We start from the raw sequence: 23,768 nt of genomic DNA, 5'->3' as shown, positions 1-23,768 counted from the left end.
ACCAGCTTGGCGACGCGCGTCGGGGCAAGCTGGCGGGCAACATGCTGGGCTTCGGCCGTGCATTGCGTCGTGCCGGCGTGCGCACCGATTCCATGCGCATTGCGCTCGCCGCCGAAGCGGCCACGCTGGTGGGCGTGGAGAACCGGCTTGATCTCGCTGCCGCGATGGAATCCGTGATGATCAGCCGCGAAGAAGACCGCCTGGTGTTCCGCGAACTGTTCGACGCCTGGTTCCGCGATCCTGAACTGGCCAACAAGCTGCTGGCGCAGATGCTGCCGAGTGCGGAGGGCAAGGCCGAGCCTTCCAAGCGTCGACCGCGCGTTCGCGAGGCGCTCGCAGCGCCTCGCGATTCGGCACGTCCCGCGCAGAACGATCGCGAGGTCGACTTCGACGCCGCCATGACCGCAAGCGACCGGGTGCGCGTCCACCATGCCGACTTCAATGCGCTGGGGGCTGCGGAATACCGGCTCGTCGAGCGCCTCGCGCGCGACATCGCGCTGCCGATCCCGACGCTGCCCGCTCGTCGGCTGCGGGTGACCGGCGACGCCGGCGCTCATTCGCGCATGCATTGGCCCGGCGTGCTGCATCAGGCGGCGCGCACCGGCGGAGAGATTCTTCGGCTGCCGCGATGGGCGCGGCGCAAGCAGCCGTTGCCGCTGCTGGTGCTGGTCGACGTGTCGGGCTCGATGGAACGCTACGCCAGGCTGCTCCTTGCCTTCCTTCACGCGGCGACTCGGCGCTCGGGTCGGCGCGACGTCTTCGCGTTCGGCACCCACCTGACCGATCTGACCCCGGCCTTCCGCATCGCCGACACCGATTCGATGCTGGCCGCGGCGAGCGAGGCCATCGACGACTTCGCCGGTGGCACGCGCCTGGGCGAATCACTTGGCGAACTGCGGCGCCGTCACGCGCGCCGACTGACCGGTCGCCGCACGCTGGTCCTGGTGATCAGCGACGGCCTTGACACCGGTGAGCCCGAAACCCTGGAGAGCGAACTGCTGTGGCTCAAGCGCCATTCGCGACGCGTGCTGTGGTTGAACCCGCTGATGCGCTACGAGGGCTACGCTCCCCTTGCGCGCGGTGCGGCCATGTTGCACCGCCATGCGGACGCGATGCTCGCGGTCCACAATCTCAGTGCACTTGAACAACTGGCCGCGAGCCTCGCCGCCTTGATGCGGTCCGGCCGATAGTCGTCGCGACCACCGCCCCACACCCTAAGGAAGAACCACCATGGAAATGCTCGGCAACCGCAAGCTCGGCATCACGCAACAGCAAGCCTGGGAAGCGCTCAACGATCCCGAGACGCTGAAGAAATGCATCCCCGGCTGCGACAAGTTCGAACTGACCGGCGACAACCAGTACGCCGTGGGGCTGGCCGTCAAGGTCGGCCCGGTGTCGGCCAAGTTCAACGGCAAGGTCACGCTGGCGGACATCATGGCGCCCGACAGCTACAAGCTCTCATTCGAGGGCCAGGGCGGCGTGGCCGGCTTCGCCAAGGGGTCGTCCAGTGTCTCGCTCAAGCCGGTGGCCGACAACGGCGAAGGCTGCGAGCTCGACTACACGGTGCAGGCGCAGGTGGGCGGCAAGATCGCGCAGTTGGGTCAGCGCCTGATCGACGGTGCCGCCAAGTCGACCGCCGACGATTTCTTCAAGCGCTTCGAGGCCGAGATGCAGAGCCGTTACGGGCCGCCGCCCGCCGAAGTTCCGGCGGCGGACGCACCCCCGGCAGAAGAAAAGAAGGGCGCAATGGCCGGGTTCATGCAGAAGCTCGGCTTCGGCAAGAAGTCCGAGAAGGACGCTGACGAACCCGAAGAAAAACCGGCCGACTGACGCGATCCGAAAAGCGAGACACGACCATGGAAAACCTCGATGTCATGGTGCTGCGCACGCTGCGCGACTGGCGACTCGCCGGCCGCCGCGCGATGCTTTCGACCGTGGTCCGCACCTGGGGCTCATCGCCGCGCCCCGTCGGATCGATCATGGCGCTGGCCGAAGACGGCGCCGTCGTCGGCTCGGTATCGGGCGGCTGCATCGAAGACGACCTGATCGCGCGCTACAGCCGCGCACACGGCGACGGCGTCATGCCTACCGGCGCGCCTTCGCTCGTCAAGTACGGCATTACCGCCGACGAAGCGCATCGCTTCGGCCTGCCTTGTGGCGGCACGCTCGAACTGCTGCTCGAATACGACCCGGATCCGGATTCGCTCGAAACGCTTGTGGCCGCGCTGGAGCAAGGGCGCCTGATGCAGCGCACCGTGTCGCTGGCCGATGGCTCCGTCAAGCTGGCCGAAGCAGCGTCGCCGGCCGAGCTCTCGGTGAGCGACACCGAACTGGTCAATACGTTCGGCCCCGAATACCGGATGCTGCTGATCGGCGCCGGCCAGCTTGCCGAATACCTCGCCACGATGGCGAAGTTCAGCGGCTTCGCGGTGACGCTGTGCGATCCGCGCACCGAGTACCGCACCGGCTGGACCTTGCCGGGCGTGACGATCACCACAGAGATGCCTGACGATGCAGTGACCGCCTTCAAGCCCGATCGCCGCACCTGCGTCGTCGCGCTCACGCACGATCCCAAGCTGGACGATCTGGCCCTGCTCGAGGCACTGCAGAGCGAAGCCTTCTACGTTGGCGCGATCGGCTCGCGCCGCAATGCCGAAGCACGGCGAGATCGGATGATCGAGCACTTCGACCAGACCCCGGCCTCGCTGGCGCGGCTGCGCGGGCCAATCGGCATCTACATCGGCAGCAAGACGCCGCCGGAGATCGCGGTCAGCGTGATGGCGGAGATCCTGGCGGTCAAGAATGCGGTGGCGTTGCCGCGCGAAGCGGCTGTCGCGGTGGCGAAGGCGGCGGTGGCGTAGCCGGCGTCAGTGCTTGCTGTGTTCGAACAGGCCGGCCAGGAAAGTGGTGTTCCGGCCCATCGCCTTTCGCATCTTTCGCGATTCCCCGGCTTCGGTCTTGTCGGTGGAGAACACCAGAAATGCGGCGACCAGCGCGACGCACACCGCCAATGCGATGAGCAATCCCGTCCACGAACCGAAGTAGTACGCGACGGCAATGACTGCGATGTTGGCGAGAAAGGCGAGGGCGCGCATGACTGTGCAGGCTATCAGAGATTCGCGGGCGCAAGCGAAGAAAACGACTTCGGAGAAACACTGACTTTCACTCGATCTCCGGTTCGTCGATGCCTGCCGCGGGCAGCGAAGCCATCGTCTTAAGATCGCCCCCATGCCAGCACATCCGTCACGCGTGGATTCCGCTGAGGCTCGGGCCTGTTGGATCGAGTCTCCAGGTCGCGCCGCGATCCGAGACGCGGCATGCGGTTTGCCGGCCCCCGGTGAAGTGCGGGTTCGCTCACTGCACAGCGGCATCAGTCGCGGCACAGAGATGCTGGTGTTTCGCGGCGAGGTGCCGGAGTCCGAGTTCGACCGGATGCGCGCTCCTTTCCAGGAAGGCGACTTTCCCGCCCCGGTCAAGTACGGCTACGCCAGCGTCGGCATCGTGGAGGATGGGCCGGACGCGCTGCGGGGTCGTCACGTCTTCTGCCTCCATCCGCATCAGACTCACTACATCGTGCCGGCCGATGCCGTGCACCCTTTGCCGAATGACGTGCCTCCCGAGCGCGCGGTGCTCGCAGCCTGCCTGGAAACTGCCGTCAACGCGCTGTGGGACGCTGCGCCGCGCGTCGGTGACCGGATCGCCATCGTGGGCGGCGGTGTCGTCGGCCTGCTCGTCGCCTGGCTCGCCGGCCGCATGCCCGGCTGTGTGGTCGAACTGATCGACACTCTGCCATCGCGCCGCTCGATCGCCGAAGCGCTGGGCGTCACCTTTGCGAGCCCGCAGGACGCGAGCACCGACGCCGACCTCGTCGTGCATGCGAGCGGTCGTGCGCAAGGCCTGGTCACCGCGTTGCGGCTGGCGGCCTTCGAGGCGACGGTGATCGAACTGAGCTGGTACGGGCGGCGCGAAGTGACGCTTCCGCTCGGCGAAGCCTTTCATTCGCGGCGACTGATCCTCAAGAGTTCGCAAGTGGGCCACGTGGCGGCGGCCCAGCGCGCGCGATGGAGCCGCGGGCGCCGGCTCGGCCTTGCGCTGTCGCTGCTGCGCGATCCTGCATTGGATGCACTGATCACCGACACCGCTGCGTTCGACGAGCTGCCTGCCGTGCTGACGCGCTTGTCGGCAGGTTCGCCGGACACCCTGTGCCAGCGTATCGACTACGCCTGAAATTTCACACCACTTCGGAAGGGCCCGCATGTACAGCGTCAACGTCCGTGATCACTTCATGATCGCCCACAGCTTTCGCGGCGATGTGTTCGGCCCAGCGCAGCGCCTGCATGGCGCGACCTACGTCGTCGACGTCGAATTGCGCCGCGCGGAACTGGATGCCGACGGCGTGGTGGTCGACATCGCCCTGGCGACGGAGGTGCTGCGTACCGTGCTGGGCGAACTCAATCTGCGCAATCTCGACGACGATCCTGCATTCGAGGGACGGAACACCACCACCGAATTCATGGCGCGGGTGATCTTCGACCGCGTTGCCGCGCGCATCGGGGACGGCGAACTCGGGCCTCACGCGAGCGGGTTGTCGTCGCTGCGCGTGAAGCTCCACGAATCGCACGTGGCCTGGGCGGCCTACGAGGGCGCACTGCCGGCGCGCGCGAGTTGACAGCGCATTGCAGCTTTCTCGTGCCGGGCGACCTGGGTACGCGCACGGGCGGCTACACCTATGACCGCCGCATCATCGACGGGCTGCGTGCCGAGCGGTGGCATGTCGATGTCCTCTCGCTGGGCGACGGATGGCCCGTGCCTGATGCGGCGGCGCGCGCATCGGCGCGGCGAGTGGTCGAGGGGTTGCCGGACGGCACATTGGCCGTGGTGGACGGGCTGGCATTCGGCGCCATGCCCGAATTGGCGGCCGAACATGCACGGCGCATTCGATGGATCGCGCTGGTGCATCACCCGCTGTCGTTGGAGACAGGGCTTGCGGATGACATGCGGCGTACCCTGTTAGAGAGCGAGCACCAGGCCCTCTCGATGACGCGCGGCGTGATCGTGACAAGCCCGTCCACCGCACGTGCGCTGGCTGCCTACGGCGTCGCGACCTCGCGCATCGCAGTGATCGAACCGGGGACCGAGCGGGCATTGCCGGCTACGGGATCGGGTTCCGAAGTCTTGAACCTCCTTTGCGTCGCGACGGTCACGCCGCGCAAGGGCCACAGTTTGTTGGTCGAAGCCCTCGCTGGATTGCTGGATCGAAGCTGGACCCTGCATTGCGCCGGCAGCCTTGCGATGGACCCGGCGTGCACGGCAACACTCTCGGCCTCCATCGAACGCCACGGCATGCGCGAGCGCGTCGTCCTCCATGGCGAGCAGGACGAAGACGCCTTGAGGGCGCTCTATGCATCGGCGGACGCGTTTGTTCTGCCGTCGTTTCACGAGGGCTACGGCATGGCCTTGGCGGTTGCGCTTGCGCATGGTCTGCCGGTGATCAGCACGCGAGCCGGCGCCATCCCGGATACCGTGCCCGCCGAAGCGGGCGTGCTGGTTCCGCCCGGCGATGGCGTGGCATTGCGCGAAGCCTTGCGGCGCTTGATGGATGACTCCGTCTGGCGCAGTCAATTGGCTGTCGGTGCGCGCGCGGCCGGCCGCTTGCTGCCGACCTGGTCGGACAGCGCCGCTCGATTTGCATCGGCGCTCGCGCGCTTCCAGGGGATGGGCTCTGCATGACGGGCTTCGGCGCCGATTGGCTCGCGCTGCGCGAACCCTTTGATCAGGCGGCGCGTGCGGCCGCGGCGCCATCGCTTGACCTGCCTGCACTCGCAAGCCGTCTGCGCGGCGACGATTCGACGCTCACCGTGATCGACCTGGCTTGCGGCACCGGGGCCAACCTCCGCGAACTGGCTCCGCGCTTGCGGGGGCCCCAGCGCTGGCTGCTCGTTGACCACGATCCGCTGTTGCTGGATGCATTGCCTGCCGTGTTGGCTGCCTGGGCGCAAAAGCTTGGTTTCTGGCTCCGGCCGGGCGAAAGCGGCCTTCGCATCGATGGGCCGGATTGGTCGGCGGAGATTCAACTGCTGCGCATCGACCTCGCGCTGGCACTCGACACGGTCCCTTTTGCGGACGCCCGGCTTGTTACCGCGTCAGCGCTTCTCGATCTCGTATCGATGGGATGGCTCGATGCGCTGATTGGACATGTGCAGTCCGTCAGCGCGGCGGCGCTGTTTGCCCTCAGTGTCGATGGCCGCATGGCGTGGGTGCCGCCTGTTCCGGGAGACGAAGAAATCCATCAGCTATTCGCGTCGCATCAGCACAGAGACAAGGGCTTTGGCCCGGCAATGGGCATTGACGCCGTGCAATTCGCCGCCGAGCGCTTCGCCGCAGCGGGTTTCGATGTCATCCAGACCGCAAGCGACTGGCACATCGACGGAAGCGACAGCGCGAAGGCCGCGGCGATGTTCACCGCAATGGTCGATGGCATGGCCAGTGCGGCGCTCGAACAGGCGCCGTTGGCCGACATGCTGGTGAGCGAATGGAGAAGACAGCGGCTTGGATCGACGGGCCAGAGTTGTTTGAGCGTGGGGCACCGCGAGCTTCTTGCGGTGCCTTTGTGAGCGAGTTATTTCAATCCAATTGGTCACTCTCGACTTATTAATCGGGACGAATTCCTATGGTCCCTGAGAATGATCTGATTTCCATGGCGAGTTCGCCGATGGGCGCTGGGCGACTCGTAAAATCCTTTTCGCTGTCACAGCAAGGCATCAATAGGGCTGCGGATCTCGGGAGAAATTCAAAAGTCATGCATCCGCAGCGTCAAACCTATTGAATTGCATTGAGAGCCGCGCAGCTCGGTAATCAATGCGCGCTATCGTGAGCGTCTGCGGAATGGGAAATTCCGCAGACGCATCTCGACAAGCGAATTGAATTGTTCCCACGCTTGGCCAATTGTTCCTCTGGAACTTGGCGAAATCAAATTCAAATGTCTTGAATCGAAGCTGGCTCTATGTCGGATCAGCCCGCAAATCCAGATCCCAAAGCACATCCTCACCCATGCGAAATACCCGACCCGGTGGTCGCGGGCAATCGCGCATCACGGCGTTGGGCGGAAGCCTGAGTCCGGGCCGACCGGTACCAATCAGGACGGGCGCAACGCTCAGATGAAGCCGGTCCATGCACCCCTGCGCAATGAAGCGCGATACCGTGACGCCACCCCCTTCGACGAACAACGTTTGAAGTCCTCGCATCGCGAGCGCACGCAGCAGCGCGCTCAGGTTCAGCGCGCCCGAGGCATCCACGAGGTCGTCCACACCGAGCACATGGTCGGCGCCCACGCGTCTCTTGGCCTCGTCGGCGCGGCGGGCATCGCAAGCGAGCAGGGTAGGTGCCTGGTCGTCCGTGAGGGCCCGCAGCGTGGGCGAAAGGCGCAATGTCGGATCAAGCAGGACGCGCACCGGGTGCTCGCCGGCCACGAGGCGCGTCGTGAGTTGCGGGTTGTCGATGGCTGCCGTGCCGGCACCGACGATGACAGCGTCGCACAGGGCACGAAGCCTGTGAAGATGCGTCAGCACTTCCGGTCCGTTCACGCAGTGGGAGTCCCCGTTGTGCGTGGCGACGTATCCGTCGAGGCTTTGGCCCAACTGGCCGATCACCCAGGGCGCGCCTTCGCGTGGCTGATCGAGTATCGGCTTCAGCAACTCGAACAATTCGATTGCATCGTCGTGCCACATGCCGCGCAAGGTAAAGCCTCTCGATGCATCCCAAGCCAGCGGCGCGCCGACGTCCCAGTGCTTTGTGTGACCACGACGATGCGCCACGATGTCGACGCACAAAGGCCAGAGCGCATCGACGCCTGGGACGGAGGAAGGGATGGGCACGATGCGCGGGTTCATGCCCCGGTCCGAGCGATGTCGATGCGTTTCATCAGGGTTGGCTTGGTGGCGAGGCTAAAGTGTCGAGTTTGATCCGATCATTGTGCGGATCGCCGACAGCAACAGAAAATCATCCATGAATTCGAACATTGTCATCATCGGCGGTGGTCACGCGGCTGCGCAGCTTTGTGCCGGCCTGGTGGAAGCAGGGCAGGGTGCGCGGGTGCATCTGGTCTGCGAGGAGGCCGCAATCCCCTATCACCGCCCACCGCTTTCGAAGACCTTCCTGAAGAGCCCGGAAGAAATACCACAACTGCATCGCGCCGAAGCCTGGTACACGGAATCGGGCATCACTCTCCATCTCGGCGATGCCGCACTGGCCATCGATCGCGCGGCGCGCACGGTTAGGCTGCGTTCGGGCGCGGTGCTCGGCTGGGAGCGCCTGGTGCTCGCCACCGGCACGCGGGCGCGTCGACTGTCGGCGTTGGAAGGGCTCGACAACGTCGCCCTCCTGCGAGCCGCCGATGATGCCGTCCAACTGCGTGCCAAGCTCTCGGCAGCGCAACACGTCACGGTGCTCGGCGGGGGATTCATCGGGCTCGAAGTTGCCGCAACCGCGCTGGCGCTCGGCAAGCAGGTGGTCGTGCTCGAAAGCGCTCCACGCCTGCTGAGTCGCGCGGTGTCGCCTGAGCTTTCCGCCCACGTCATGGCGACGCATCGCGCCGCCGGCATGGATGTGCGTGTGGGCGTACGGACCGGCCAGCCCCTCATCGACGGCAAGCACCTGACGGCGATCGAAGTCGATGGAAAGCCGCAGCCGATCGACCTGTTGCTGCTCGGCATCGGCGCGGTGCCGGAGATGGCGTTGGCGCAGGCGGCGGGGCTGGAATGCGCCGATGGCATCGTGGTCGATGCCTACATGCAGACCAACGATGAATCCGTGCTGGCCGTGGGCGACTGCACGCGCTTTCCGGACCGGCGCTCGGGTGCCGCACTCCGGCTCGAGTCCGTGCAGAACGCGAACGATCAGGCACGCACCGCGGTCGCCACGCTCACGGGTGCCGCGCGGCCGTATGACGCGGTGCCGTGGTTCTGGTCCGACCAAGGCAGCCTTCGGCTTCAAATGGCGGGACTGGTTCCGGCTGAGGGCCTGGCGGGGGCAACAACATTCCGGCGCCCTGGCGCCAATCCCGCTTCGTTTTCGCTGCTGCACTATGTGGACGCGCAACTGCGCTGTGTCGAGTCGGTGAATGCACCTGTCGACCACATGATGAGTCGCAAGCTGCTCGAAGCGGGGCGTAGTCCGGACCCGGCGGCGGCAACTGACCCGGCAGTGCCTTTCAAGACGCTCCTGGCCTAGCCCGAAACGCTGCCGCGTTCCGAGGACGCCGCCACGTTCTTGCGAATCTCGGCGTCCATCATTCGCGTGCCGGCCGCAAGCGCGGCCTCGTAGGTGTCCGCGCCGTACTCGGCAGATCGCAAGACCTTCCGAGGTGCGCCGCCGGCGTCGGTTTCAAGCAGCGTCCAGATATAAGACCCAGGCGCAGGCTCGTCGATGACGAGTTTGATTGGATTCTTCATGCCCTTGATGGTGGGCGCGCCCGGTCGGATTTTCTGTAGGTCAAAGCCTACGTTTCTTCCGCGAAAGCGCCGGCTTGGGCGTGCGCACCACGAAGGAGCACTGCGCCCAGCAAGGCGGCGAGTGCGGCAAAAAAGGCGCCGGCAAGGAAGGCTGCGTGGTAGCCGCCGGTGAGTGCCGCTGGCGTGTCGAGGCCGAGGGCGAGCAGGCCTTCCGTCCGCGCAGCGGCGACGCTGGCGAGCACGGCCAGCCCGAGCGCACCGCCCATCATGAAGGCTGTATTGACGACACCCGACGCGAGGCCGGATTCGCTCGGCGACACATCGCCCATGGCCACGAGCAGCAGCGGGTTGAGCGCCATGCCGGCGCCGAGTCCAAGCAGTGTCATGCCGGGCAGGACGTCGACCATGAAACTTCCGTTGACCGGCGCGCGCGCGAACAGGGCCAGCCCGACTGCGGCCAGCAGCAGCCCGAAGGCAAGCGGACGCCGGTTGCCGAATCGCATCACCAGCTTGGCCGACAGGCCGAGCGAGAAAGCCGCCATGATCAGATTGGCAGGAAGAAAGGCGAGGCCCACCTGCATCGGGCTGCTGCCCAGCACGAGTTGCAGGTAAAGCGCGGAGATGAAGAACCAGGCAAACATCGCGGCCGCCCAGAGCACCCCGATCACGTTGGCAATCGATACGTTACGCAGGCGGAAAAGGTGCAGCGGCATCAGCGGGTGCTGCACCCGCGACTCGATCGCGAGGAAGATCGCCAGCAGCGCCGCCGCGATGCCCAGCAGGACGAGTGTTTGCGCCGAGGTCCAGCCGGCCTCGTTCCCGTTCACGATCGCATAGACGGCCAGCATCAACGAGGCCGTGATCGTGACAGCGCCGCCGATGTCGAGCCGTTCTCCGGCTGCTTGCCCGCGCATATCGGGCAAGAGCATGAGGCACAGCGCATAGACCGCCACGCCGATCGGCAGGTTGACCAGGAAGATCCAGTGCCAACTCAACGCGCCCGTCAGCAGGCCGCCCAGCAGTACGCCGATGCTGCCGCCGCCGGCGCACACGAAGCCGTACACGCCCATCGCCTTCGCGCGCTCGGCGGGTTCGGTGAAGAGATTCATGATCAGCGAGAGCGCCACCGCCGAAACCACCGCACCCCCGAGGCCTTGAACGGCCCGCGCCGTCACCAGCAAGGCTTGCGAATTGGACAGGCCGCATGCCAGCGAGGCAATGGTGAACAGCGTGATGCCGAGCAGGAACAAGCGCCGGTGCCCGAACAGATCGCCAAGCCGGCCGCCAAGCAGCAGGAAACCGCCGAAGCTGAGCATGTAGGCGTTCACCACCCAGACCAGCGAGGTTTCCGAAAAGCCGAGGTCCTGGCGGATCGACGGCAGCGCGACATTCACGATCGTGGTGTCGAGCACGATCATGAGAACGCCGAGGCAAAGAACGAGCAGCGCGAGCCAGCGTTTGCGGTTGTCCAAGGAGGAGGTGCTCTCCGGGTTTGTGTACAGCATCCACAAACCTTAGCAGAGGGCTTGGACGAGGTCCAATCCGACAGTCGGCCGAACGTGCAGGAATGGACGACAAGCGGTTGTAAATGGTCAGGTAACTGTAGTTAAAATGTACTACATGAATACCGACCGCGATAACTTCCACGACTGGCATCGAGACAAGCCGGACACGACGTCGTTTTCGGGCCTTCATCGCAATGAAATGCCCGGGTACAACCAACCGGGCGTGCGATGGAGTCGGTTGTTTTTCCTCGTCGTTCTCGGTATTGCGCTGGTCGTCGGTATCAAATATCTGGCGAAGCTCTGAGCGCCCTTCAGCCCGTCGCGCTTCCTTGCAATTGACGCAGCAGCAGGCGTGCGCTGGCCACGTTCGTGGCGCAGGGCACGTCGTGAACATCGCATGCGCGGACGAGGGCGTTGATATCCGGCTCATGCGGCTGAGCGGTCATCGGATCGCGCAGGAAGATCACGATGTCGATCTCGCCGGTCGCGAGACGCGCACCGATCTGCAGGTCACCGCCTTGCGGGCCGCTCAGCAGTCGCTCGACCGTGAGGCCCACCTCCGAGCCCAGCCGCGTGCCCGTGGTGCCGGTGGCGCACAGCTGGCAGTCGCGCAGCAGCGTTTCGAACTCGCGCGCCAAGGCCATCATCGCGGTCTTCTTGCCGTCGTGCGCGATGAGTGCGACGCGGCGCGGCTTAGGTATGGAGCGCTCGGTCATGGTGTTCCTCCTGATGCGCGCCGCTGAAGTGCGGCGAACCCGCAGTATCCGCTGCAATGCCCGTTTCGCAGGCAATGCAGTGCCAACCCGCATGGCGTCAGGCTTCGTGCATGGGCCTCCACGCACTACACACAAAGTTATCCACAGAAGTCCGGCACAAGTGGCGTCGAGTCGCTGACGTAGGATCGCTGGTGTAAAGGGAAATATTGATGAGCACGACACCCCAACGCGACGAGGACGATCTGCAAAGGTGGGCGGGGGAAATTGCCGCGATCACCGCGGAAGACAATGTCCACGGCAGCTTCACCGAGAGGTGCATTGGGAGTCTCTTGCGCGTGGTTCGCGAGCAGCTCAATCTCGAGGTCGTCTTCGTCGGCCAGTTCGTGGACGGCGACCGCGTGTTCCGCCACATCTCTTCAAGGACCGTGGACGCAATCATCCGGCCCGGTGATTCCCATCCGCGTGCCGAAAGCATCTGCCAGCGCATCGTCGACGGGCGAATGCCCTGCCTGGTGCCCGACGTCACGAGCGTGCGGGTCGCGAACGGCCTGCCCGACTACTACCACGGCATGGGGGCGCACATCGGCGTGCCGGTACGCTTCTCGGATGGCACCCTGTATGGGGTCCTGTGCGGCTTCAGCTTCGAGCCTCGCGCCGAACTCGGGGAGCGCGACGTGAAACGCCTGGAGATGGCGGCCAAGGCCACCGCGAGGCTGCTGGCGCAGGCTGAAGGTCTCGAATAGCGGCGCCTCCGCCCTACGCCCTACGCCCTATTTGACGCGCTGCTTGCCAAGCTTGCGTGCCAGCGTCCGTCGGTGCATGCCCAGCCGGCGCGCAGTTTCGGAAATATTGAAGCCCGTTTCGGCAAGCGTCTCGTGGATGCGCTCCCATTCCAGAGTCTTGATCGACGTGGAACGGTTGGTCAGTTCGACTTCCGCGTTGCCCTCGGCGCGACCGAAGGCGGCTTCGATGTCGTCGGTGTTGGACGGCTTGGCCAGGTAGTGGCAGGCGCCGAGCTTGATCGCCTCGACCGCGGTGGCAATGCTGGCAAAGCCCGTCAGCACCACGATCAACATCGAGGGATCGTGCCCGTTCAGCGTCTGCACGCAGGCGAGGCCCGAGGCATCGCCGTTGAGCTTCAGATCGACGACCGCATAGCCAGGAGAGTGCTCGCGCAGGAGTTCCGCCACCTGATCGAGGTTTGCGGCGTGCATGACCGAATAACCCCGGCGTTCGAACGAGCGGCCGAGCGTCCGCGCAAAGGCGGCGTCGTCCTCCACGATCAACAGCAGGCGATCAGCTTCCATCTCCATCGTCATCTTCGTTCTCTTCGTCCTCGTCAAGGGTGATGGCCGCCAGCGGCAGCGTCAGTGTCACGACTGCGCCGCCTTCGGGCCGGTTCCTGGCCGTGACGCTGCCGCCAAGCGTGCGAGCCACGTTGACCACGAGAAACAGGCCCAGGCCGCCGCCGGGCCGACCCTTGCTCGACTGGTAGGGCTTGCCGAACTGCGCCAGCATCCCGGGTGGGAAGCCGGGGCCGACATCCGTGACTGTCAGCGTCAGCGCGTCGCCGTCGTGCGCGGCGGTGAGGCCGACCCAGTGCGGCGATGCCTCGAGGGCATTGTCCAGCACGTTGCAGATCATCTGCTTGAGCGCCGAATCCGAAACCATGGGGAGGTCGTGGCCGAACCGGTTTTCGTAAGCGAAGGATGTGGCGGCTCGCGTGGTCCGCCATTCCTCGACCAAGTCATCGAGGAAGGTGCTGACGGTCGTCTCCTCCGAATTCTCCCCGCGCGCCTCGCCGGCCGACAACAGGACGCCCGTCAGGATCGTCTTGCAGCGCTGGACCTGGGCCTGCATCTCGCTGACTTCGTCGAGCAGTTCGGGGTCCGAGGTGAAATGCGGCAGTCGTCGCCAATCGCCGAGGATCACCGCCAGCGTGGCGAGCGGTGTGCCCAGCTCGTGCGCAGCGCCGGAAGCCAGCAAGCCCATGCGCACGATGTGTTCCTCCTCGGCGGCGCGTTGGCGCAGGTCCGCCAGACGTGCATCGCGGCCACGCAGGTTGCGACTGATCCGCGTGATGAACACCACCAGCAGCGCCGCAATGAGCGCAAAGCAGACCAGTACGCCCAGGACGTACGGACTGAACAGGCCCTGGCCGTATGCCCGCGGGAGCGCGAGTGGCTCGGAGAACAGCGCCAGTCCACCGAAGCAGGCCGTCGTGATGCCGACCATCGTCCAGGTGGACCACGATTCGAGCAGCACGGCACCGAGAATGACCTGCAGCAGATAGAGGAAGACGAAGGGATTCGTCGCGCCCCCGCTGAGATAGAGCTGGGCGGTCAACATGGCCACGTCGACCAGCAGTGCGACGAAAAGCTCCGTATTGGTCACGTCCCTGTGAATGCGCCAGCGCAGTTGGCTGGCAGCGTTGAAGGCCGCCAGGCAGGCCAGCACCGCCAGCATCTGGTCGAGCGGCAGGTGGATTCCGAATCCGAAATGCACGACGATGATCGTCGCCACCTGCCCGACCACGGCGATCCAGCGCAGCTGGATCAGCTGCTGCATGTTCTTGAGTCCGGTCGCGTCGCCCGTGCGCCTGCCGGGAAGCGAGTCGGATGGCGGACGCGGAGCGACCGCGGTGGCTTCAGTCATGCCCGGCATCTTCGCTCGTTTCGCCGATGCGCTTTCGCCGCAGTCGAAGCTCGTCACGTCCGACGTACCACGCGGCGCCGGCGATCATCAGGGCGAGGGCGAACCAGGTGATCGCATAGGTCAGATGGTTGTTCTGGAACGCGATCACCGTCAGGCCGCCGACCGGCTGGGCAGAACGCGACGGGGCCGCCCCGGCATCCACGAAGTAGGGCGCCACGCGGTCCAGGCCGCGGGCCGTTGCGATCGCCTGGACATCGCGCGAATACCAGCGGTTCGCGGCAGGGTCGTTGCGGCGCATGAAGCTGCCGCCGGGCTCGGTCATGCGCATGAGGCCGGTGACGGTGGTCTCGCCGGTCGGTTCGTCCGCGCTGCGGGTGGCGCGGTCGCGGCGCTCCGGCGGAATGAAGCCGCGATTGACCAGCAGCGCGCTGCCATCCGCCATGCGCAGCGGCGTCAGCACCCAATAGCCGCTCCCGAGTGCCGTCGTCGCCTGCACCAGCGTTTCGTGATCGTGGAGAAACGTGCCGGTGGCGCTGACGCGCCGGTACTCGTCGGCGGCCGCATTCACCCGCGGCCATTGATCGGGCCCGGGTGCGGCGGAAGGCGTTGCATGGACACGCTGGTCGACCCGCTCGATGAGATCGAGCTTCCACGCCCTTCGCTCGACCTGCCAGATGCCGAGCGCGGCAAAACCCACGAACATCAGCGCCGCGCAGAGCGCGAGCGCAATCAAGACGGGCGCGGAACGCCGACCGCGCTCGGTCAAGGCATCGTGTGCATGTCCATCATGCCGGGCATCATGTTGTGGTTGAGGTGGTACATCACCCACAACGAGCCGCTCAGCGTGATCACGACCAGCACGACAGTGAAGATCAACGCCAGCATCGTCCACCCATTTTCGGACTTCGCATTCATGTGCAGGAAGTACACCATGTGCACCACCATCTGCACCGCGGCGAACCCGAGAATCACCATGGCCGTCACGCTGGACTTCTCGAACACATTGCCCATGACCAGCCAGAACGGAATCGCGGTCAGGATCACCGACAGCACGAAGCCCGTCATGTAGCCCTTGAAGGTCGCGTGCGGCGCGCCGTCGTCGTGGCCGTGATGATCGTCATGGGCGGAGGTTTCGTCATGCGCGCTCATGGCAGCACTCCCATCAGGTACACGAAGGTGAAGACGCCGATCCAGACGACGTCCAGAAAGTGCCAGAACATCGACAGGCACATCAGGCGGCGACGGTTCGCCGCGATGAAGCCGTGCTTGCCCACCTGCGCCATCAACGTGATGAGCCAGACAATGCCGAAGGTTACGTGCAGCCCGTGCGTGCCCACCAGTGCGAAGAACGACGAAAGGAAGGCGCTGCGCTGCGGACCGTTGCCTTCGTGGATCAGGTGCGCGAACTCGAAGAGCTCGATGCCGATGAAGCCCGCGCCGAGCAGGCCGGTCACGACCAGCCAGATCATGGTGGCCTTCACGCGGCTGCGCTGCATTTCGATCATCGCGAAGCCATAGGTGATCGACGATACCAGCAGCAAGGAGGTATTGAGTGCGATCAGCGGCAAATCGAACAGGTCCGCGCCCGATGGGCCCGCCGCAAAGCTGCGGCCAAGGACGCCGTAGATCGCGAACAGACACGCGAACACCAGGCAGTCGCTCATCAGGTAGAGCCAGAAGCCGAGCATCGTCCCGTTTTCGGGATGATGCTCGGTGGGCACGTAGAAGCGCGAACTCGGACTGGCGCTCGCGGCGCCGCCAGGGGAGAGGGCAGTAACGTCAGACATGGGCAGCCAGGAGGCGGGTGCGATCGCCTTCGGTGCGGACGACATCGTCCACCGGGACGTGATAGTCGCGCTTGTAGTTGAAGGTATGGATGATCACGGCAGCGAGCATCGAGAAGAAGCCGATGCCGGCCAGCAGCCACATCTGCCAGATCAGGGCGAAGCCGCAGACCGCAGCGAGGGCGGCGATGATGAAGCCGGCGCCGGTGTTCTTCGGCATGTGGATGGGGATGAATCCTCCGAGCGGCCGAGTGAAGCCGTGCTTCTTCATGTCGGCCCAGGCGTCGTTGTCATGCACGTGCGGCGTGAACGCGAAGTTGTAGGCAGGCGGCGGCGACGAGGTCGACCATTCGAGCGTGCGGCCATCCCACGGGTCGCCCGTGACGTCGCGCAATTGATCGCGGCGGAGGTAGCTCACCACGAACTGGATGAGCATCGACAGGATGCCCAGCGCGATCAACACGGCGCCGAAGGCCGCGATCTGAAACCAGATCTGCAGCGACGGATCCTCGAAGTGGTTCAGGCGGCGGGTGACGCCCATCAGCCCCAGCACATAGAGCGGCATGAAGGCGAAATAGAAACCGGTGACCCAGAACCAGAACGAGCACTTGCCCCAGAACGGATCGAGCTTGTAGCCGAATGCCTTCGGGAACCAGTAGGTAATGCCGGCAAACATGCCGAAGACCACGCCGCCGATGATCACGTTGTGGAAGTGCGCGATCAGAAACAGGCTGTTGTGCAGCACGAAGTCCGCCGGCGGCACCGCGAGCAACACGCCCGTCATGCCACCGATGACGAAGGTGATCATGAAGGCGATGGTCCACATCATGGGCAGCTCGAAGCGGATGCGACCCTTGTACATCGTGAACAGCCAGTTGAAGATCTTCGCGCCCGTCGGGATCGAGATGATCATCGTCGTGATGCCGAAGAACGAATTGACGCTGGCGCCTGACCCCATCGTGAAGAAGTGGTGCAGCCAGACGAGGTACGACAGGATCGTGATCACCAGCGTCGCATAGACCATCGACGCATAGCCGAAGAGGCGCTTGCCGCAGAAGGTGGAAACGATCTCGGAGAAGATGCCGAAGGCCGGAAGGATCAGGATGTAAACCTCGGGGTGGCCCCAGATCCAGATCAGGTTCACGTACATCATGGCGTTGCCGCCGAGATCGTTGGTGAAGAAGTTCGTGCCGACGTAGCGGTCCAGCGAGAGCAGGGCGAGCACGGCCGTCAGCACCGGGAAGGCAGCGACGATCAGGATGTTGGTGCACAGCGCGGTCCAGGTGAACACCGGCATCTTCATGAGCGTCATGCCCGGCGCGCGCATCTTCACGATGGTCGCGATCAGGTTGACCCCGGACAGCAAGGTGCCGACCCCCGCAATCTGCAAGGACCATATGTAGTAGTCGACCCCCACGTCCGGACTGAACTGCAGCCCGGACAGCGGCGGATAGGCCAGCCAGCCGGTGCGCGCGAACTCGCCTACGAAGAGCGAGGCCATCACCAGCCCGGCACCGAAGGTGGTCATCCAGAAACTGAAGTTGTTCAGGAACGGGAAGGCCACGTCGCGCGCGCCGATCTGCAGCGGCACGATGTAGTTCATCATGCCCGTGACCAGCGGCATCGCCACGAAGAAGATCATGATCACGCCGTGCGCCGTGAAGATCTGGTCGTAGTGATGCGGCGGCAGGAAACCGGCCTCGTTGCCGAAAGCGAACGCCTGCTGGGCGCGCATCATGATCGCATCGGCAAAGCCGCGCAGCAGCATCACCAGTCCGAGGATGATGTACATGACGCCGATCTTCTTGTGGTCGATGCTGGTGATCCAGTCGCGCCACAGCGTGCCCCAGAGACGGAAGTAGGTGATTGCGCCGAGGACCACCAGTCCGCCGAGCGCAACGGCGATGAAGGTCGCCAGGAGAATCGGCTCGTGATAGGGGATCGCTTCCCAGGTGAGGCGGCCGAAAATGAGCCTCGTCAAATCTAGATGTTCAGGCATCGTTACTCTTGGACGCGAAAGTTGGTACGCGGGACCGACATGCCGGCCGGATCGGCGGGGGTGCACATCGCCGTGACGTAGGTGCGGATCGGGGAATTCTTCTCGTCAGGCTGCCAGGGGCGTGAGGTGACGTTGTACGTACCCGTCACGCCGCCCACGCCGCCGCTTGCGTCGATCGCCATCATTTGGCTCATGCACATCTTGTTGCGGTCCACGCAGCGGTTGAGGATCGCCTGGTAGAGGTCGCTGTCCACCGTGCCGAAATGGCGAACCGGATCGCGCTCGCTGGGGCGCTCCAGTTCAACATACGCCGCACGGGTCAGCGCGCCGGTGCTGGACTTCGCCTTCTGAAGCCATTGGTCGAAGTCCGCTTCGTTCAGGCCGTGAAACTTGAAGCGCATGCCCGAAAAGCCGGCACCGCTGTAGTTGGCGGAGAAACCTTCGAACTCGCCCGGCTGGTTGATGACCGCGTTGAGCTTGGTCTCCATGGACGGCATCGCGTAGATCTGGCCTGCCAGTGCCGGGATGTAGAACGAGTTCATGACCGAGGAGGCCGTGATCTTGAAGACGATCGGCCGGTCGACCGGCGCCGCCAGTTCGTTCACGGTGGCGATGCCTTGCTCGGGGTAGATGAAGAGCCACTTCCAGTCGAGTGCGACGACTTCGACGGTCAGCGGCTTGACGTTGTCGGGAACGGGGCGGCCGGATTCGATCCGCCGCAGCGGGCGGTACGGGTCCAGCGTGTGGGTGCTGATCCAGGTGATGGCGCCCAGCGCGATGATGATGAGCAGCGGGGCCGCCCAGATCGCCAGTTCGAGCTCGGTGGAGTGGTCCCACTCCGGCGAATACCTGGCTTCCTTGTTCGACTGGCGATATTTCCAGGCGAAGAAGATGGTCAATGCAATGACCGGCACGATGATGAGCAGCATCAGCACCGTGGAGACGACGATGAGCTGGCCTTGCTGTCGGGCGATGTCGCCGGACGGATTCAGAACCACCATGTTGCACCCCGCCAACATGGCGAGCGGGAGCAAGAGCAGTCCGCGAAAGTTCTTGAGGGGAGGCATGCCGGAGAATGAGCTTTTGCTGGGCAAAGAGTCCAGAATCTACTTGGTTTGGCCTGCGCCGGATATTGGACGTTTTGTCCTATGGCGGCAATCCCGATTCGGTGAGACGCTCGCAAAGTCCAGTTGACACACGAACCAAAGCAGAAATGACGATGTCAGGCATCAGTCCCTCCAGTACCGAACACGAACTGAGCTCGACCCTCCACGGGGGCGACTCGGACCACTCACACGTCACACCTTCGGAGATCGCCGTCGGCGTGGTGATCGGCCGCGCATCGGAATATTTCGATTTCTTCGTCTACGGGATTGCCTCGGTCCTGGTCTTCCCGGCGGTGTTCTTCCCCTTCGAGAACCGCCTGGAAGGCATCCTGTTCGCCTTCACGATTTTTTCGTTCGCGTTCATCGCCCGGCCCTTTGGCACCGTCATTTCCATGACGGTCCAGCGGCGCTTCGGGCGTGAGGCCAAGCTGACCATCGCGCTGTTCCTGCTGGGTATTTCCACGGCAGGCATCGCTTTCCTGCCTGGCTACGCGAGCATGGGCTTCGCGTCGATCGTATTGCTGTCGATCTTGCGGGTCGGCCAGGGGCTTGCGCTCGGAGGTTCCTGGGATGGCCTGCCTTCACTGCTGGCGCTCAATGCACCGCCGAACCGGCGCGGCTGGTACGCGATGCTGGGCCAACTTGGCGCGCCCGTTGGGTTTTTCCTGGCCAGCGCTCTGTTCGCCTACCTCTATTCGAGCCTCTCGCTCGAGGATTTCCTCGATTGGGGATGGCGTTACACCTTTTACGTTGCTTTTGCGATCAATGTGGTCGCGTTGTTTGCACGCCTCAGATTGGTGTCGACCAATGAGTACGACCGCCTGCTCGAAGCGCGCGAACTCCAGCCGACCGATGTCGTCGAGATGATGCGGTCGCAGGGCTACAACATTGTCATCGGCGCCTTCGCGGCACTGGCCAGTTATGCGCTGTTCCACCTGATCACAGTGTTTCCGCTCTCGTGGATCACGCTCTACTCGACGCAGTCCATCACCGAATTTCTCGTGGTCCAGATGGTGGGCGCCGTGCTCGGGGCCATCGGCATCGTCGTTTCGGGCCTGATCGCCGACCGCATGGGCCGGCGCAACACGCTCGGCAGCCTCGCGGTGCTGATTGCGGTGTTCAGCGGTTTCGCGCCGACGCTGCTGGATGGTGGCCGGCTTGGGCAGGACGTCTTCATCTTGGTGGGCTTCGTGATCCTCGGCCTGTCGTACGGCCAGGCCGCCGGTGCTGTCACGGCCAATTTCGAAGCGAAATACCGCTACACCGGCGCCGCGCTGACCTCCGACCTGGCTTGGCTGATCGGTGCCGCCTTCGCGCCGCTGGTGGCGCTGGGCCTTTCGTCGCACTTCGGGCTCGGCTATGTCAGCGTGTACCTTCTTTCGGGTGCCGTCTGCACGCTGGTGGCGCTGCGCATCAACCGGGCGCTCGAAGTCCGCGAATGATCAACGGCGGGCGCGCAACTGCTTGAAGAGCGCGACCGCCAGCGTGATCACGAGCGCCGCCAGGATGAGGTCGTGTTCGTAGGGGCGCAGATGACCGACCCACGCGTGGATCCAGCCCGTGAGCTTCACGCCGAACAAGGCCACAACCGTCGCCCAGACGATCGCCGCGACGGCGCAGAGGCCCGCATAGGGCACGGCTGACATGCGGCCCATGCCGAGCGTGGCCGGCATTGCGATCCTCAGGCCCCACGCAAATCGCATCAGGAAAATCGTCGCAATGGGATGGCGGGTGACGAATCCGTTGACCCGTTCGATGTGAGCGCGCAACTTCGGCCGCGTTGCGAGCAGTTCCGCGCCCTTGCGTCGGCCCAGGTGGAAATAGAACTGATCGGTCAGAAAGGCGGCCGCCGCGCCGCAGGCGATCAACGGAACGAGCGACAGATAGCCCTGGTGCACGGCAAAGGCGCCGAGCATCAGGATCGTCTCGCCTTCGAAGAGGCCGGCAAAGAAGACCGCAAGATAGCCGTAGTTCTGGAGCAATTCGGACAGATGCATGGGCGAATCATGCCCGGCCATTGCCGGCAATGGCCGTTCCTGCAGGCCCGGGCTCGCCGACAATGGCGCGGATTTCCATCAACCGCCAGGCAAACGCATCCTGAAAGCCTCCATGTCCAGCTCGCGCGCGATTCAGGCGATGCGGCCGGTGCTCTCGGTCGTCATTGCGGTCATGGCGGCGCATGCGCTGGGGTTGCGTGACACCTGGTGGGCGGCGATCAGCGCGTTCGTGGTCATGCAGGACGCCTTCGCTGCATCGCTCTATCGCGGTGCACTTCGGATCCTTGGCACTTTGTTCGGCGCGGCCGCCGGGCTTGTGCTGGGGCCGCCGATGGGCGACCATTCCGTCGCTTTCGTGCTGGTGCTGTCCTGTGCCGCATGGGGCGGGCTGTTTGCATCGCTTCTTTCGAGGCACAGCTATGCGTGGGTGCTGGCCCTGGTGACCTTCGTCATGGTCATGTGCGAGGCCTTCAGAGCGCGTGCGAACCTGATGGCCTTTGCGGAGGAGCGGGTCGCCAACATCGTGGTCGGGACGTTGGCCTGCGTCTTCGTGGCAGCCCTGGCGGAGTGGCGGGTCGTGGTTGGGTGGTTGCGGCGCGATGCCGCTCCTTCCCCGTCGGCGCCGCCCATCCATTCCGTTCCTTCTTTGCCAGTCCGGGGCGACGCGGCGCTGCATGCCTTGCACGGTGCCTTGGCCGTGACGCTTCTGGCAGCAATGGTCGTCGCGCGCGATCTGCAGTCGTTTCCCCAGGCGATGGTGACGTCGATCGCCGTGCTGATCGTTCCTCTAGGTGGGCGCACAAGCGACGTGCACGTTTCCGTGATGCAGCGCATGGTTCAGCGTTTCGCCGGATGCCTGGCCGCCGGGGTGGTGGCGTTCGCCTTGCTGCCGTTCATTGAACAACGGCCGTTGTCGTGCCAGTTCGTCCTGGGACTCGGCGCATGGGCAGGGGCGTATCTGCAGGGCGGACCGCCCGGCGTGAGATACATGGCGATCCAGTTCAGCGTGGCGTTTCTCATGGTGTTCGTGCAGGATCGCGGCTGGACGGTCGATGGTGCAGCCGCGCTGCTCCGGCTGGGAGGCGTCTTCGTGGGGATCGCCGCGCTTTCGTTGGTGCTTCTCGTATCCGTCGGGATCAGGAAGACAGTGCCTCGCGGCATGTAATCGTCCGGACACGCTCGCCGCGATATCCTCCCGGTCCAGGCCCGGTATCCCGCCACTGCACGGCGCGGGACTTGCTTCAAGGATGCCCATGCCCAGTTCTCCGATGAGTTCGACGCCGCGGACGCCCTCTCGGCCTGAACTCCGCTTGCCGCGCCATGACTGACGCGTCGATCGCGATCATCGAAGGTGCGCTGAGCTTCGGTCCCTTCAGGCTGGTGCGCTCGCTACGAAAACGTGCTGATGAACCGGGCACCGAGCGTGGCGGCGTCGGACCCCAAGCAACGCGACATGATGGGCACGCTCGTGATGACGCAAGTCGATGCCCGAAGCGTCGAACGTGTCGAAAGCGGCAAGGTTGGCGAGAATCTCAGAGCAGCCGGCGCCGCTGACGGCGAGGTCGAGGCGCTCTTCCTGCGCTCGCTGGACGTCGGCAGACGCCAGGGCGCGTTGTCCTGGGAGCTTCGGACCGCGACCGGCCTGGCTCGCCTGGGCTGCCTCCGGCCGATGCGTCCTTTCACGCGTCTTTCGCCTGAGCGAGCGCGCCCGCGTGCGGGTCAATAGGTCGTCTCGCCCTTCGACTTGATCTCTCCGGCCTTGTTTGCTCGCGCAGCTTCGCCTTCGCGGGCCCTGCGCGCTGCCGAGCGATCGGGGCTCTGCACGCGCGGCCGGGCTTGGGGAATGGGGTCGCCTTCACCCATCTGAGGCCCCCTTGCCGCCTCGGAGCCGACAGTGCGGCGCTCGGCGCGCGCGGCTGCCCGTTGCTCGGACGAGAACCTCGACTCCGGCTCGGGGATCGGATTGCCTTCACCCGGTTGGGGCCCCCTTGCGGCCTCGGTGCCTTGCCGGGTCCGCGCGGCGCGTGCGGCCGCGCTGTTGTCGGTCCCGAATATCTGCGCATGGGCGCTCAATGTCAGCAACAGGCCGGCGGCCGATGCCGCCATCAAGGCAAGAATCTTCATTTCAATCTCCACCAGATGGTTGAGAGTATGCGTCGAGTTGATGTGAAAGGCGTTTCCAGCCTCAGGGCTCCTTCGGGTCGGCCTTTGGAACGTCGCCGCCCTTTAGTCTTTCGCGGAACAGCGCCGCGCGCATCAGGAAGATGGTCGTGACCGGCGCCGTGAGTGCCACGAACAATGCGATCAACGACGCGTGCAGGAACAGGCTGAAGCCCTGCACCGAAAAATAGACGATCGTCGCCAGCGTGATGCTCCAGACGCCCAAGGTTGCGCCCAGCGTCGGTGCATGGATTCGGCGGAAGAAGGTGGGCAGCCGCACCAGCCCGAAAGAGCCGATGGCCGCAAAAGCGGCGCCGGTCACGGCGAACACCGCGGTCAGGATTTCGGCCCAGAGCGGCAGCGGGCCTTCGATGAATCCGTTCATGCTGAAGCTCCC

Annotated in this window: 28 protein-coding genes; 13 read left to right on the top strand and 15 right to left on the bottom strand. The window is 64.8% G+C overall.

Features of this window, described 5'->3' with window-relative positions; all coding sequences use genetic code 11:
- Positions 1 to 41 precede the first annotated feature (41 nt).
- The 3 genes from AC1DHL_RS15035 to AC1DHL_RS15025 are packed head-to-tail and all read left to right on the top strand — an operon-like array spanning position 42 to position 2,861.
- A complete protein-coding gene (locus AC1DHL_RS15035) occupies positions 42 to 1,190 on the top strand; it encodes a vWA domain-containing protein (protein ID WP_478162539.1) in 1,149 nt (382 codons plus the stop codon).
- 40 nt (positions 1,191 to 1,230) lie between these two features.
- Positions 1,231 to 1,830 carry a CoxG family protein gene (locus AC1DHL_RS15030; protein WP_478162447.1) on the top strand — a complete coding sequence of 200 codons (600 nt, stop codon included), beginning with the start codon at positions 1,231 to 1,233 and terminating at the stop codon, positions 1,828 to 1,830.
- Between the two features lie 26 nt (positions 1,831 to 1,856).
- Entirely contained in the window at positions 1,857 to 2,861 is a 1,005-nt protein-coding gene (locus tag AC1DHL_RS15025) for an XdhC family protein (protein WP_478162446.1), read from the top strand.
- Positions 2,862 to 2,867: 6 nt separating this feature from the next.
- On the opposite strand, the gene AC1DHL_RS15020 is transcribed toward AC1DHL_RS15025, so the two are convergent.
- Complete coding sequence (locus AC1DHL_RS15020; protein WP_478162445.1) at positions 2,868 to 3,095, bottom strand: hypothetical protein; 228 nt, start codon at positions 3,093 to 3,095, stop codon at positions 2,868 to 2,870.
- A 247-nt stretch (positions 3,096 to 3,342) separates the two neighbouring features.
- Between AC1DHL_RS15020 and AC1DHL_RS15015 the strand changes: the two genes are divergently transcribed.
- The 4 genes from AC1DHL_RS15015 to AC1DHL_RS15000 are packed head-to-tail and all read left to right on the top strand — an operon-like array spanning position 3,343 to position 6,614.
- On the top strand, positions 3,343 to 4,227 hold the full coding sequence (locus tag AC1DHL_RS15015) for a zinc-dependent alcohol dehydrogenase (protein ID WP_478162444.1): 885 nt from the start codon (positions 3,343 to 3,345) through the stop codon (positions 4,225 to 4,227).
- Positions 4,228 to 4,255: 28 nt separating this feature from the next.
- Positions 4,256 to 4,669, top strand: a complete 414-nt coding sequence (locus tag AC1DHL_RS15010; RefSeq protein ID WP_478162443.1) for a 6-pyruvoyl trahydropterin synthase family protein — start codon at positions 4,256 to 4,258, stop codon at positions 4,667 to 4,669.
- Positions 4,666 to 5,730 (top strand): glycosyltransferase family 4 protein, encoded by a 1,065-nt coding sequence (locus AC1DHL_RS15005; RefSeq protein ID WP_478162442.1) that lies wholly within the window; start codon positions 4,666 to 4,668, stop codon positions 5,728 to 5,730. Before AC1DHL_RS15010 ends, AC1DHL_RS15005 begins: the two co-directional genes overlap by 4 nt.
- Positions 5,727 to 6,614, top strand: a complete 888-nt coding sequence (locus AC1DHL_RS15000; RefSeq protein WP_478162441.1) for a hypothetical protein — start codon at positions 5,727 to 5,729, stop codon at positions 6,612 to 6,614. Before AC1DHL_RS15005 ends, AC1DHL_RS15000 begins: the two co-directional genes overlap by 4 nt.
- Before the next feature lie 387 nt (positions 6,615 to 7,001).
- Here AC1DHL_RS15000 and AC1DHL_RS14995 read toward each other — a convergent pair whose 3' ends face one another.
- Positions 7,002 to 7,889 (bottom strand): RibD family protein, encoded by an 888-nt coding sequence (locus AC1DHL_RS14995; protein WP_478162440.1) that lies wholly within the window; start codon positions 7,887 to 7,889, stop codon positions 7,002 to 7,004.
- 115 nt (positions 7,890 to 8,004) lie between these two features.
- On the opposite strand from AC1DHL_RS14995, the gene AC1DHL_RS14990 reads away from it, so the two are divergent.
- Positions 8,005 to 9,228: an NAD(P)/FAD-dependent oxidoreductase gene (locus tag AC1DHL_RS14990; RefSeq protein WP_478162439.1), complete on the top strand. Its 1,224-nt coding sequence runs from the start codon at positions 8,005 to 8,007 to the stop codon at positions 9,226 to 9,228.
- Here the strand turns inward: AC1DHL_RS14990 and AC1DHL_RS14985 are convergent.
- Together AC1DHL_RS14985 and AC1DHL_RS14980 are read right to left on the bottom strand one after the other, a co-directional pair.
- Positions 9,225 to 9,449: a hypothetical protein gene (locus AC1DHL_RS14985; RefSeq protein WP_478099362.1), complete on the bottom strand. Its 225-nt coding sequence runs from the start codon at positions 9,447 to 9,449 to the stop codon at positions 9,225 to 9,227. The two genes, AC1DHL_RS14990 and AC1DHL_RS14985, sit on opposite strands and share 4 nt — an antisense overlap.
- Before the next feature lie 47 nt (positions 9,450 to 9,496).
- The gene (locus AC1DHL_RS14980; RefSeq protein WP_478162438.1) at positions 9,497 to 10,954 is read right to left on the bottom strand and encodes a DHA2 family efflux MFS transporter permease subunit; all 1,458 of its coding nucleotides are present in this window, start codon (positions 10,952 to 10,954) and stop codon (positions 9,497 to 9,499) included.
- Between the two features lie 115 nt (positions 10,955 to 11,069).
- Between AC1DHL_RS14980 and AC1DHL_RS14975 the strand changes: the two genes are divergently transcribed.
- Positions 11,070 to 11,258, top strand: coding sequence for a hypothetical protein (locus AC1DHL_RS14975; protein ID WP_478099359.1), 189 nt, complete (start codon positions 11,070 to 11,072; stop codon positions 11,256 to 11,258).
- 7 nt (positions 11,259 to 11,265) lie between these two features.
- Here AC1DHL_RS14975 and AC1DHL_RS14970 read toward each other — a convergent pair whose 3' ends face one another.
- Positions 11,266 to 11,670 (bottom strand): methylglyoxal synthase, encoded by a 405-nt coding sequence (locus AC1DHL_RS14970; RefSeq protein WP_478099358.1) that lies wholly within the window; start codon positions 11,668 to 11,670, stop codon positions 11,266 to 11,268.
- Positions 11,671 to 11,879: 209 nt separating this feature from the next.
- On the opposite strand from AC1DHL_RS14970, the gene AC1DHL_RS14965 reads away from it, so the two are divergent.
- The gene (locus AC1DHL_RS14965; protein ID WP_478099356.1) at positions 11,880 to 12,413 is read left to right on the top strand and encodes a GAF domain-containing protein; all 534 of its coding nucleotides are present in this window, start codon (positions 11,880 to 11,882) and stop codon (positions 12,411 to 12,413) included.
- Positions 12,414 to 12,440: 27 nt separating this feature from the next.
- Here the strand turns inward: AC1DHL_RS14965 and AC1DHL_RS14960 are convergent, their stop codons facing one another.
- From AC1DHL_RS14960 to cyoA, 7 genes are read right to left on the bottom strand one after another with little or no spacing between them, the layout of a single operon-like run.
- Positions 12,441 to 12,977: a response regulator transcription factor gene (locus tag AC1DHL_RS14960; protein ID WP_478099355.1), complete on the bottom strand. Its 537-nt coding sequence runs from the start codon at positions 12,975 to 12,977 to the stop codon at positions 12,441 to 12,443.
- Positions 12,967 to 14,334, bottom strand: a complete 1,368-nt coding sequence (locus tag AC1DHL_RS14955) for an ATP-binding protein (RefSeq protein WP_478099353.1) — start codon at positions 14,332 to 14,334, stop codon at positions 12,967 to 12,969. Before AC1DHL_RS14955 ends, AC1DHL_RS14960 begins: the two co-directional genes overlap by 11 nt.
- Complete coding sequence (locus AC1DHL_RS14950) at positions 14,318 to 15,091, bottom strand: SURF1 family protein (RefSeq protein ID WP_478162437.1); 774 nt, start codon at positions 15,089 to 15,091, stop codon at positions 14,318 to 14,320. The genes AC1DHL_RS14955 and AC1DHL_RS14950 overlap by 17 nt, the downstream gene beginning before the upstream one ends.
- Positions 15,088 to 15,474 (bottom strand): cytochrome o ubiquinol oxidase subunit IV, encoded by a 387-nt coding sequence (cyoD, locus tag AC1DHL_RS14945; protein ID WP_478099349.1) that lies wholly within the window; start codon positions 15,472 to 15,474, stop codon positions 15,088 to 15,090. The genes AC1DHL_RS14950 and cyoD overlap by 4 nt, the downstream gene beginning before the upstream one ends.
- Positions 15,471 to 16,112 carry a cytochrome o ubiquinol oxidase subunit III gene (gene cyoC / locus AC1DHL_RS14940; protein WP_478099348.1) on the bottom strand — a complete coding sequence of 214 codons (642 nt, stop codon included), beginning with the start codon at positions 16,110 to 16,112 and terminating at the stop codon, positions 15,471 to 15,473. Before cyoC ends, cyoD begins: the two co-directional genes overlap by 4 nt.
- On the bottom strand, positions 16,105 to 18,108 hold the full coding sequence (gene cyoB, locus AC1DHL_RS14935) for a cytochrome o ubiquinol oxidase subunit I (RefSeq protein ID WP_478099346.1): 2,004 nt from the start codon (positions 18,106 to 18,108) through the stop codon (positions 16,105 to 16,107). The genes cyoC and cyoB overlap by 8 nt, the downstream gene beginning before the upstream one ends.
- A gap of 2 nt (positions 18,109 to 18,110) precedes the next feature.
- Positions 18,111 to 19,175 carry a ubiquinol oxidase subunit II gene (gene cyoA / locus AC1DHL_RS14930; RefSeq protein ID WP_478099344.1) on the bottom strand — a complete coding sequence of 355 codons (1,065 nt, stop codon included), beginning with the start codon at positions 19,173 to 19,175 and terminating at the stop codon, positions 18,111 to 18,113.
- Between the two features lie 146 nt (positions 19,176 to 19,321).
- Here cyoA and AC1DHL_RS14925 point away from each other — a divergent pair, with 146 nt between their 5' ends.
- Positions 19,322 to 20,656 carry an MFS transporter gene (locus AC1DHL_RS14925; RefSeq protein ID WP_478162436.1) on the top strand — a complete coding sequence of 445 codons (1,335 nt, stop codon included), beginning with the start codon at positions 19,322 to 19,324 and terminating at the stop codon, positions 20,654 to 20,656.
- Here AC1DHL_RS14925 and AC1DHL_RS14920 read toward each other — a convergent pair whose 3' ends face one another.
- Complete coding sequence (locus AC1DHL_RS14920) at positions 20,657 to 21,211, bottom strand: DedA family protein (RefSeq protein WP_478099340.1); 555 nt, start codon at positions 21,209 to 21,211, stop codon at positions 20,657 to 20,659.
- A gap of 112 nt (positions 21,212 to 21,323) precedes the next feature.
- Between AC1DHL_RS14920 and AC1DHL_RS14915 the strand changes: the two genes are divergently transcribed.
- Both AC1DHL_RS14915 and AC1DHL_RS14910 read left to right on the top strand, forming a co-directional pair.
- Positions 21,324 to 22,376 carry an FUSC family protein gene (locus tag AC1DHL_RS14915; protein WP_478162435.1) on the top strand — a complete coding sequence of 351 codons (1,053 nt, stop codon included), beginning with the start codon at positions 21,324 to 21,326 and terminating at the stop codon, positions 22,374 to 22,376.
- Positions 22,377 to 22,616: 240 nt separating this feature from the next.
- Positions 22,617 to 22,937, top strand: coding sequence for a hypothetical protein (locus AC1DHL_RS14910; protein WP_478162434.1), 321 nt, complete (start codon positions 22,617 to 22,619; stop codon positions 22,935 to 22,937).
- On the opposite strand, the gene AC1DHL_RS14905 is transcribed toward AC1DHL_RS14910, so the two are convergent.
- Both AC1DHL_RS14905 and mnhG read right to left on the bottom strand, forming a co-directional pair.
- Complete coding sequence (locus AC1DHL_RS14905; RefSeq protein WP_478099334.1) at positions 22,931 to 23,335, bottom strand: hypothetical protein; 405 nt, start codon at positions 23,333 to 23,335, stop codon at positions 22,931 to 22,933. The two genes, AC1DHL_RS14910 and AC1DHL_RS14905, sit on opposite strands and share 7 nt — an antisense overlap.
- A gap of 61 nt (positions 23,336 to 23,396) precedes the next feature.
- Complete coding sequence (gene mnhG, locus AC1DHL_RS14900; RefSeq protein ID WP_478099332.1) at positions 23,397 to 23,756, bottom strand: monovalent cation/H(+) antiporter subunit G; 360 nt, start codon at positions 23,754 to 23,756, stop codon at positions 23,397 to 23,399.
- Positions 23,757 to 23,768: the final 12 nt, after the last annotated feature.

The organism is Variovorax sp. 10L426, assembly GCF_056395305.1.
The sequence above is the reverse complement of the archived record's forward strand: the minus strand, read 5'-3'. Positions and strand labels throughout refer to the sequence as shown.

Excerpts from the sequence above, each read along its gene's own strand:
- AC1DHL_RS14925 (WP_478162436.1), top strand. The coding sequence starts at position 19,322 with ATGACGATGTCAGGCATCAGTCCCTCCAGTACCGAACACGAACTGAGC.
- AC1DHL_RS14915 (WP_478162435.1), top strand. The coding sequence starts at position 21,324 with ATGTCCAGCTCGCGCGCGATTCAGGCGATGCGGCCGGTGCTCTCGGTC.
- AC1DHL_RS14990 (WP_478162439.1), top strand. The coding sequence starts at position 8,005 with ATGAATTCGAACATTGTCATCATCGGCGGTGGTCACGCGGCTGCGCAG.
- AC1DHL_RS14975 (WP_478099359.1), top strand. The coding sequence starts at position 11,070 with ATGAATACCGACCGCGATAACTTCCACGACTGGCATCGAGACAAGCCG.
- cyoA (WP_478099344.1), bottom strand. The coding sequence starts at position 19,175 with ATGCCTCCCCTCAAGAACTTTCGCGGACTGCTCTTGCTCCCGCTCGCC.
- AC1DHL_RS14985 (WP_478099362.1), bottom strand. The coding sequence starts at position 9,449 with ATGAAGAATCCAATCAAACTCGTCATCGACGAGCCTGCGCCTGGGTCT.
- AC1DHL_RS15010 (WP_478162443.1), top strand. The coding sequence starts at position 4,256 with ATGTACAGCGTCAACGTCCGTGATCACTTCATGATCGCCCACAGCTTT.
- AC1DHL_RS14965 (WP_478099356.1), top strand. The coding sequence starts at position 11,880 with ATGAGCACGACACCCCAACGCGACGAGGACGATCTGCAAAGGTGGGCG.
- AC1DHL_RS14980 (WP_478162438.1), bottom strand. The coding sequence starts at position 10,954 with ATGCTGTACACAAACCCGGAGAGCACCTCCTCCTTGGACAACCGCAAA.
- AC1DHL_RS15035 (WP_478162539.1), top strand. The coding sequence starts at position 42 with ATGCTGGGCTTCGGCCGTGCATTGCGTCGTGCCGGCGTGCGCACCGAT.
- cyoB (WP_478099346.1), bottom strand. The coding sequence starts at position 18,108 with ATGCCTGAACATCTAGATTTGACGAGGCTCATTTTCGGCCGCCTCACC.
- AC1DHL_RS14905 (WP_478099334.1), bottom strand. The coding sequence starts at position 23,335 with ATGAAGATTCTTGCCTTGATGGCGGCATCGGCCGCCGGCCTGTTGCTG.
- AC1DHL_RS14970 (WP_478099358.1), bottom strand. The coding sequence starts at position 11,670 with ATGACCGAGCGCTCCATACCTAAGCCGCGCCGCGTCGCACTCATCGCG.
- cyoC (WP_478099348.1), bottom strand. The coding sequence starts at position 16,112 with ATGTCTGACGTTACTGCCCTCTCCCCTGGCGGCGCCGCGAGCGCCAGT.
- AC1DHL_RS15030 (WP_478162447.1), top strand. The coding sequence starts at position 1,231 with ATGGAAATGCTCGGCAACCGCAAGCTCGGCATCACGCAACAGCAAGCC.
- AC1DHL_RS14995 (WP_478162440.1), bottom strand. The coding sequence starts at position 7,889 with ATGAACCCGCGCATCGTGCCCATCCCTTCCTCCGTCCCAGGCGTCGAT.
- AC1DHL_RS14960 (WP_478099355.1), bottom strand. The coding sequence starts at position 12,977 with ATGGAAGCTGATCGCCTGCTGTTGATCGTGGAGGACGACGCCGCCTTT.
- AC1DHL_RS14910 (WP_478162434.1), top strand. The coding sequence starts at position 22,617 with ATGAACCGGGCACCGAGCGTGGCGGCGTCGGACCCCAAGCAACGCGAC.
- AC1DHL_RS15000 (WP_478162441.1), top strand. The coding sequence starts at position 5,727 with ATGACGGGCTTCGGCGCCGATTGGCTCGCGCTGCGCGAACCCTTTGAT.
- AC1DHL_RS15020 (WP_478162445.1), bottom strand. The coding sequence starts at position 3,095 with ATGCGCGCCCTCGCCTTTCTCGCCAACATCGCAGTCATTGCCGTCGCG.
- mnhG (WP_478099332.1), bottom strand. The coding sequence starts at position 23,756 with ATGAACGGATTCATCGAAGGCCCGCTGCCGCTCTGGGCCGAAATCCTG.
- AC1DHL_RS14955 (WP_478099353.1), bottom strand. The coding sequence starts at position 14,334 with ATGCCGGGCATGACTGAAGCCACCGCGGTCGCTCCGCGTCCGCCATCC.
- cyoD (WP_478099349.1), bottom strand. The coding sequence starts at position 15,474 with ATGAGCGCGCATGACGAAACCTCCGCCCATGACGATCATCACGGCCAC.
- AC1DHL_RS14920 (WP_478099340.1), bottom strand. The coding sequence starts at position 21,211 with ATGCATCTGTCCGAATTGCTCCAGAACTACGGCTATCTTGCGGTCTTC.
- AC1DHL_RS15025 (WP_478162446.1), top strand. The coding sequence starts at position 1,857 with ATGGAAAACCTCGATGTCATGGTGCTGCGCACGCTGCGCGACTGGCGA.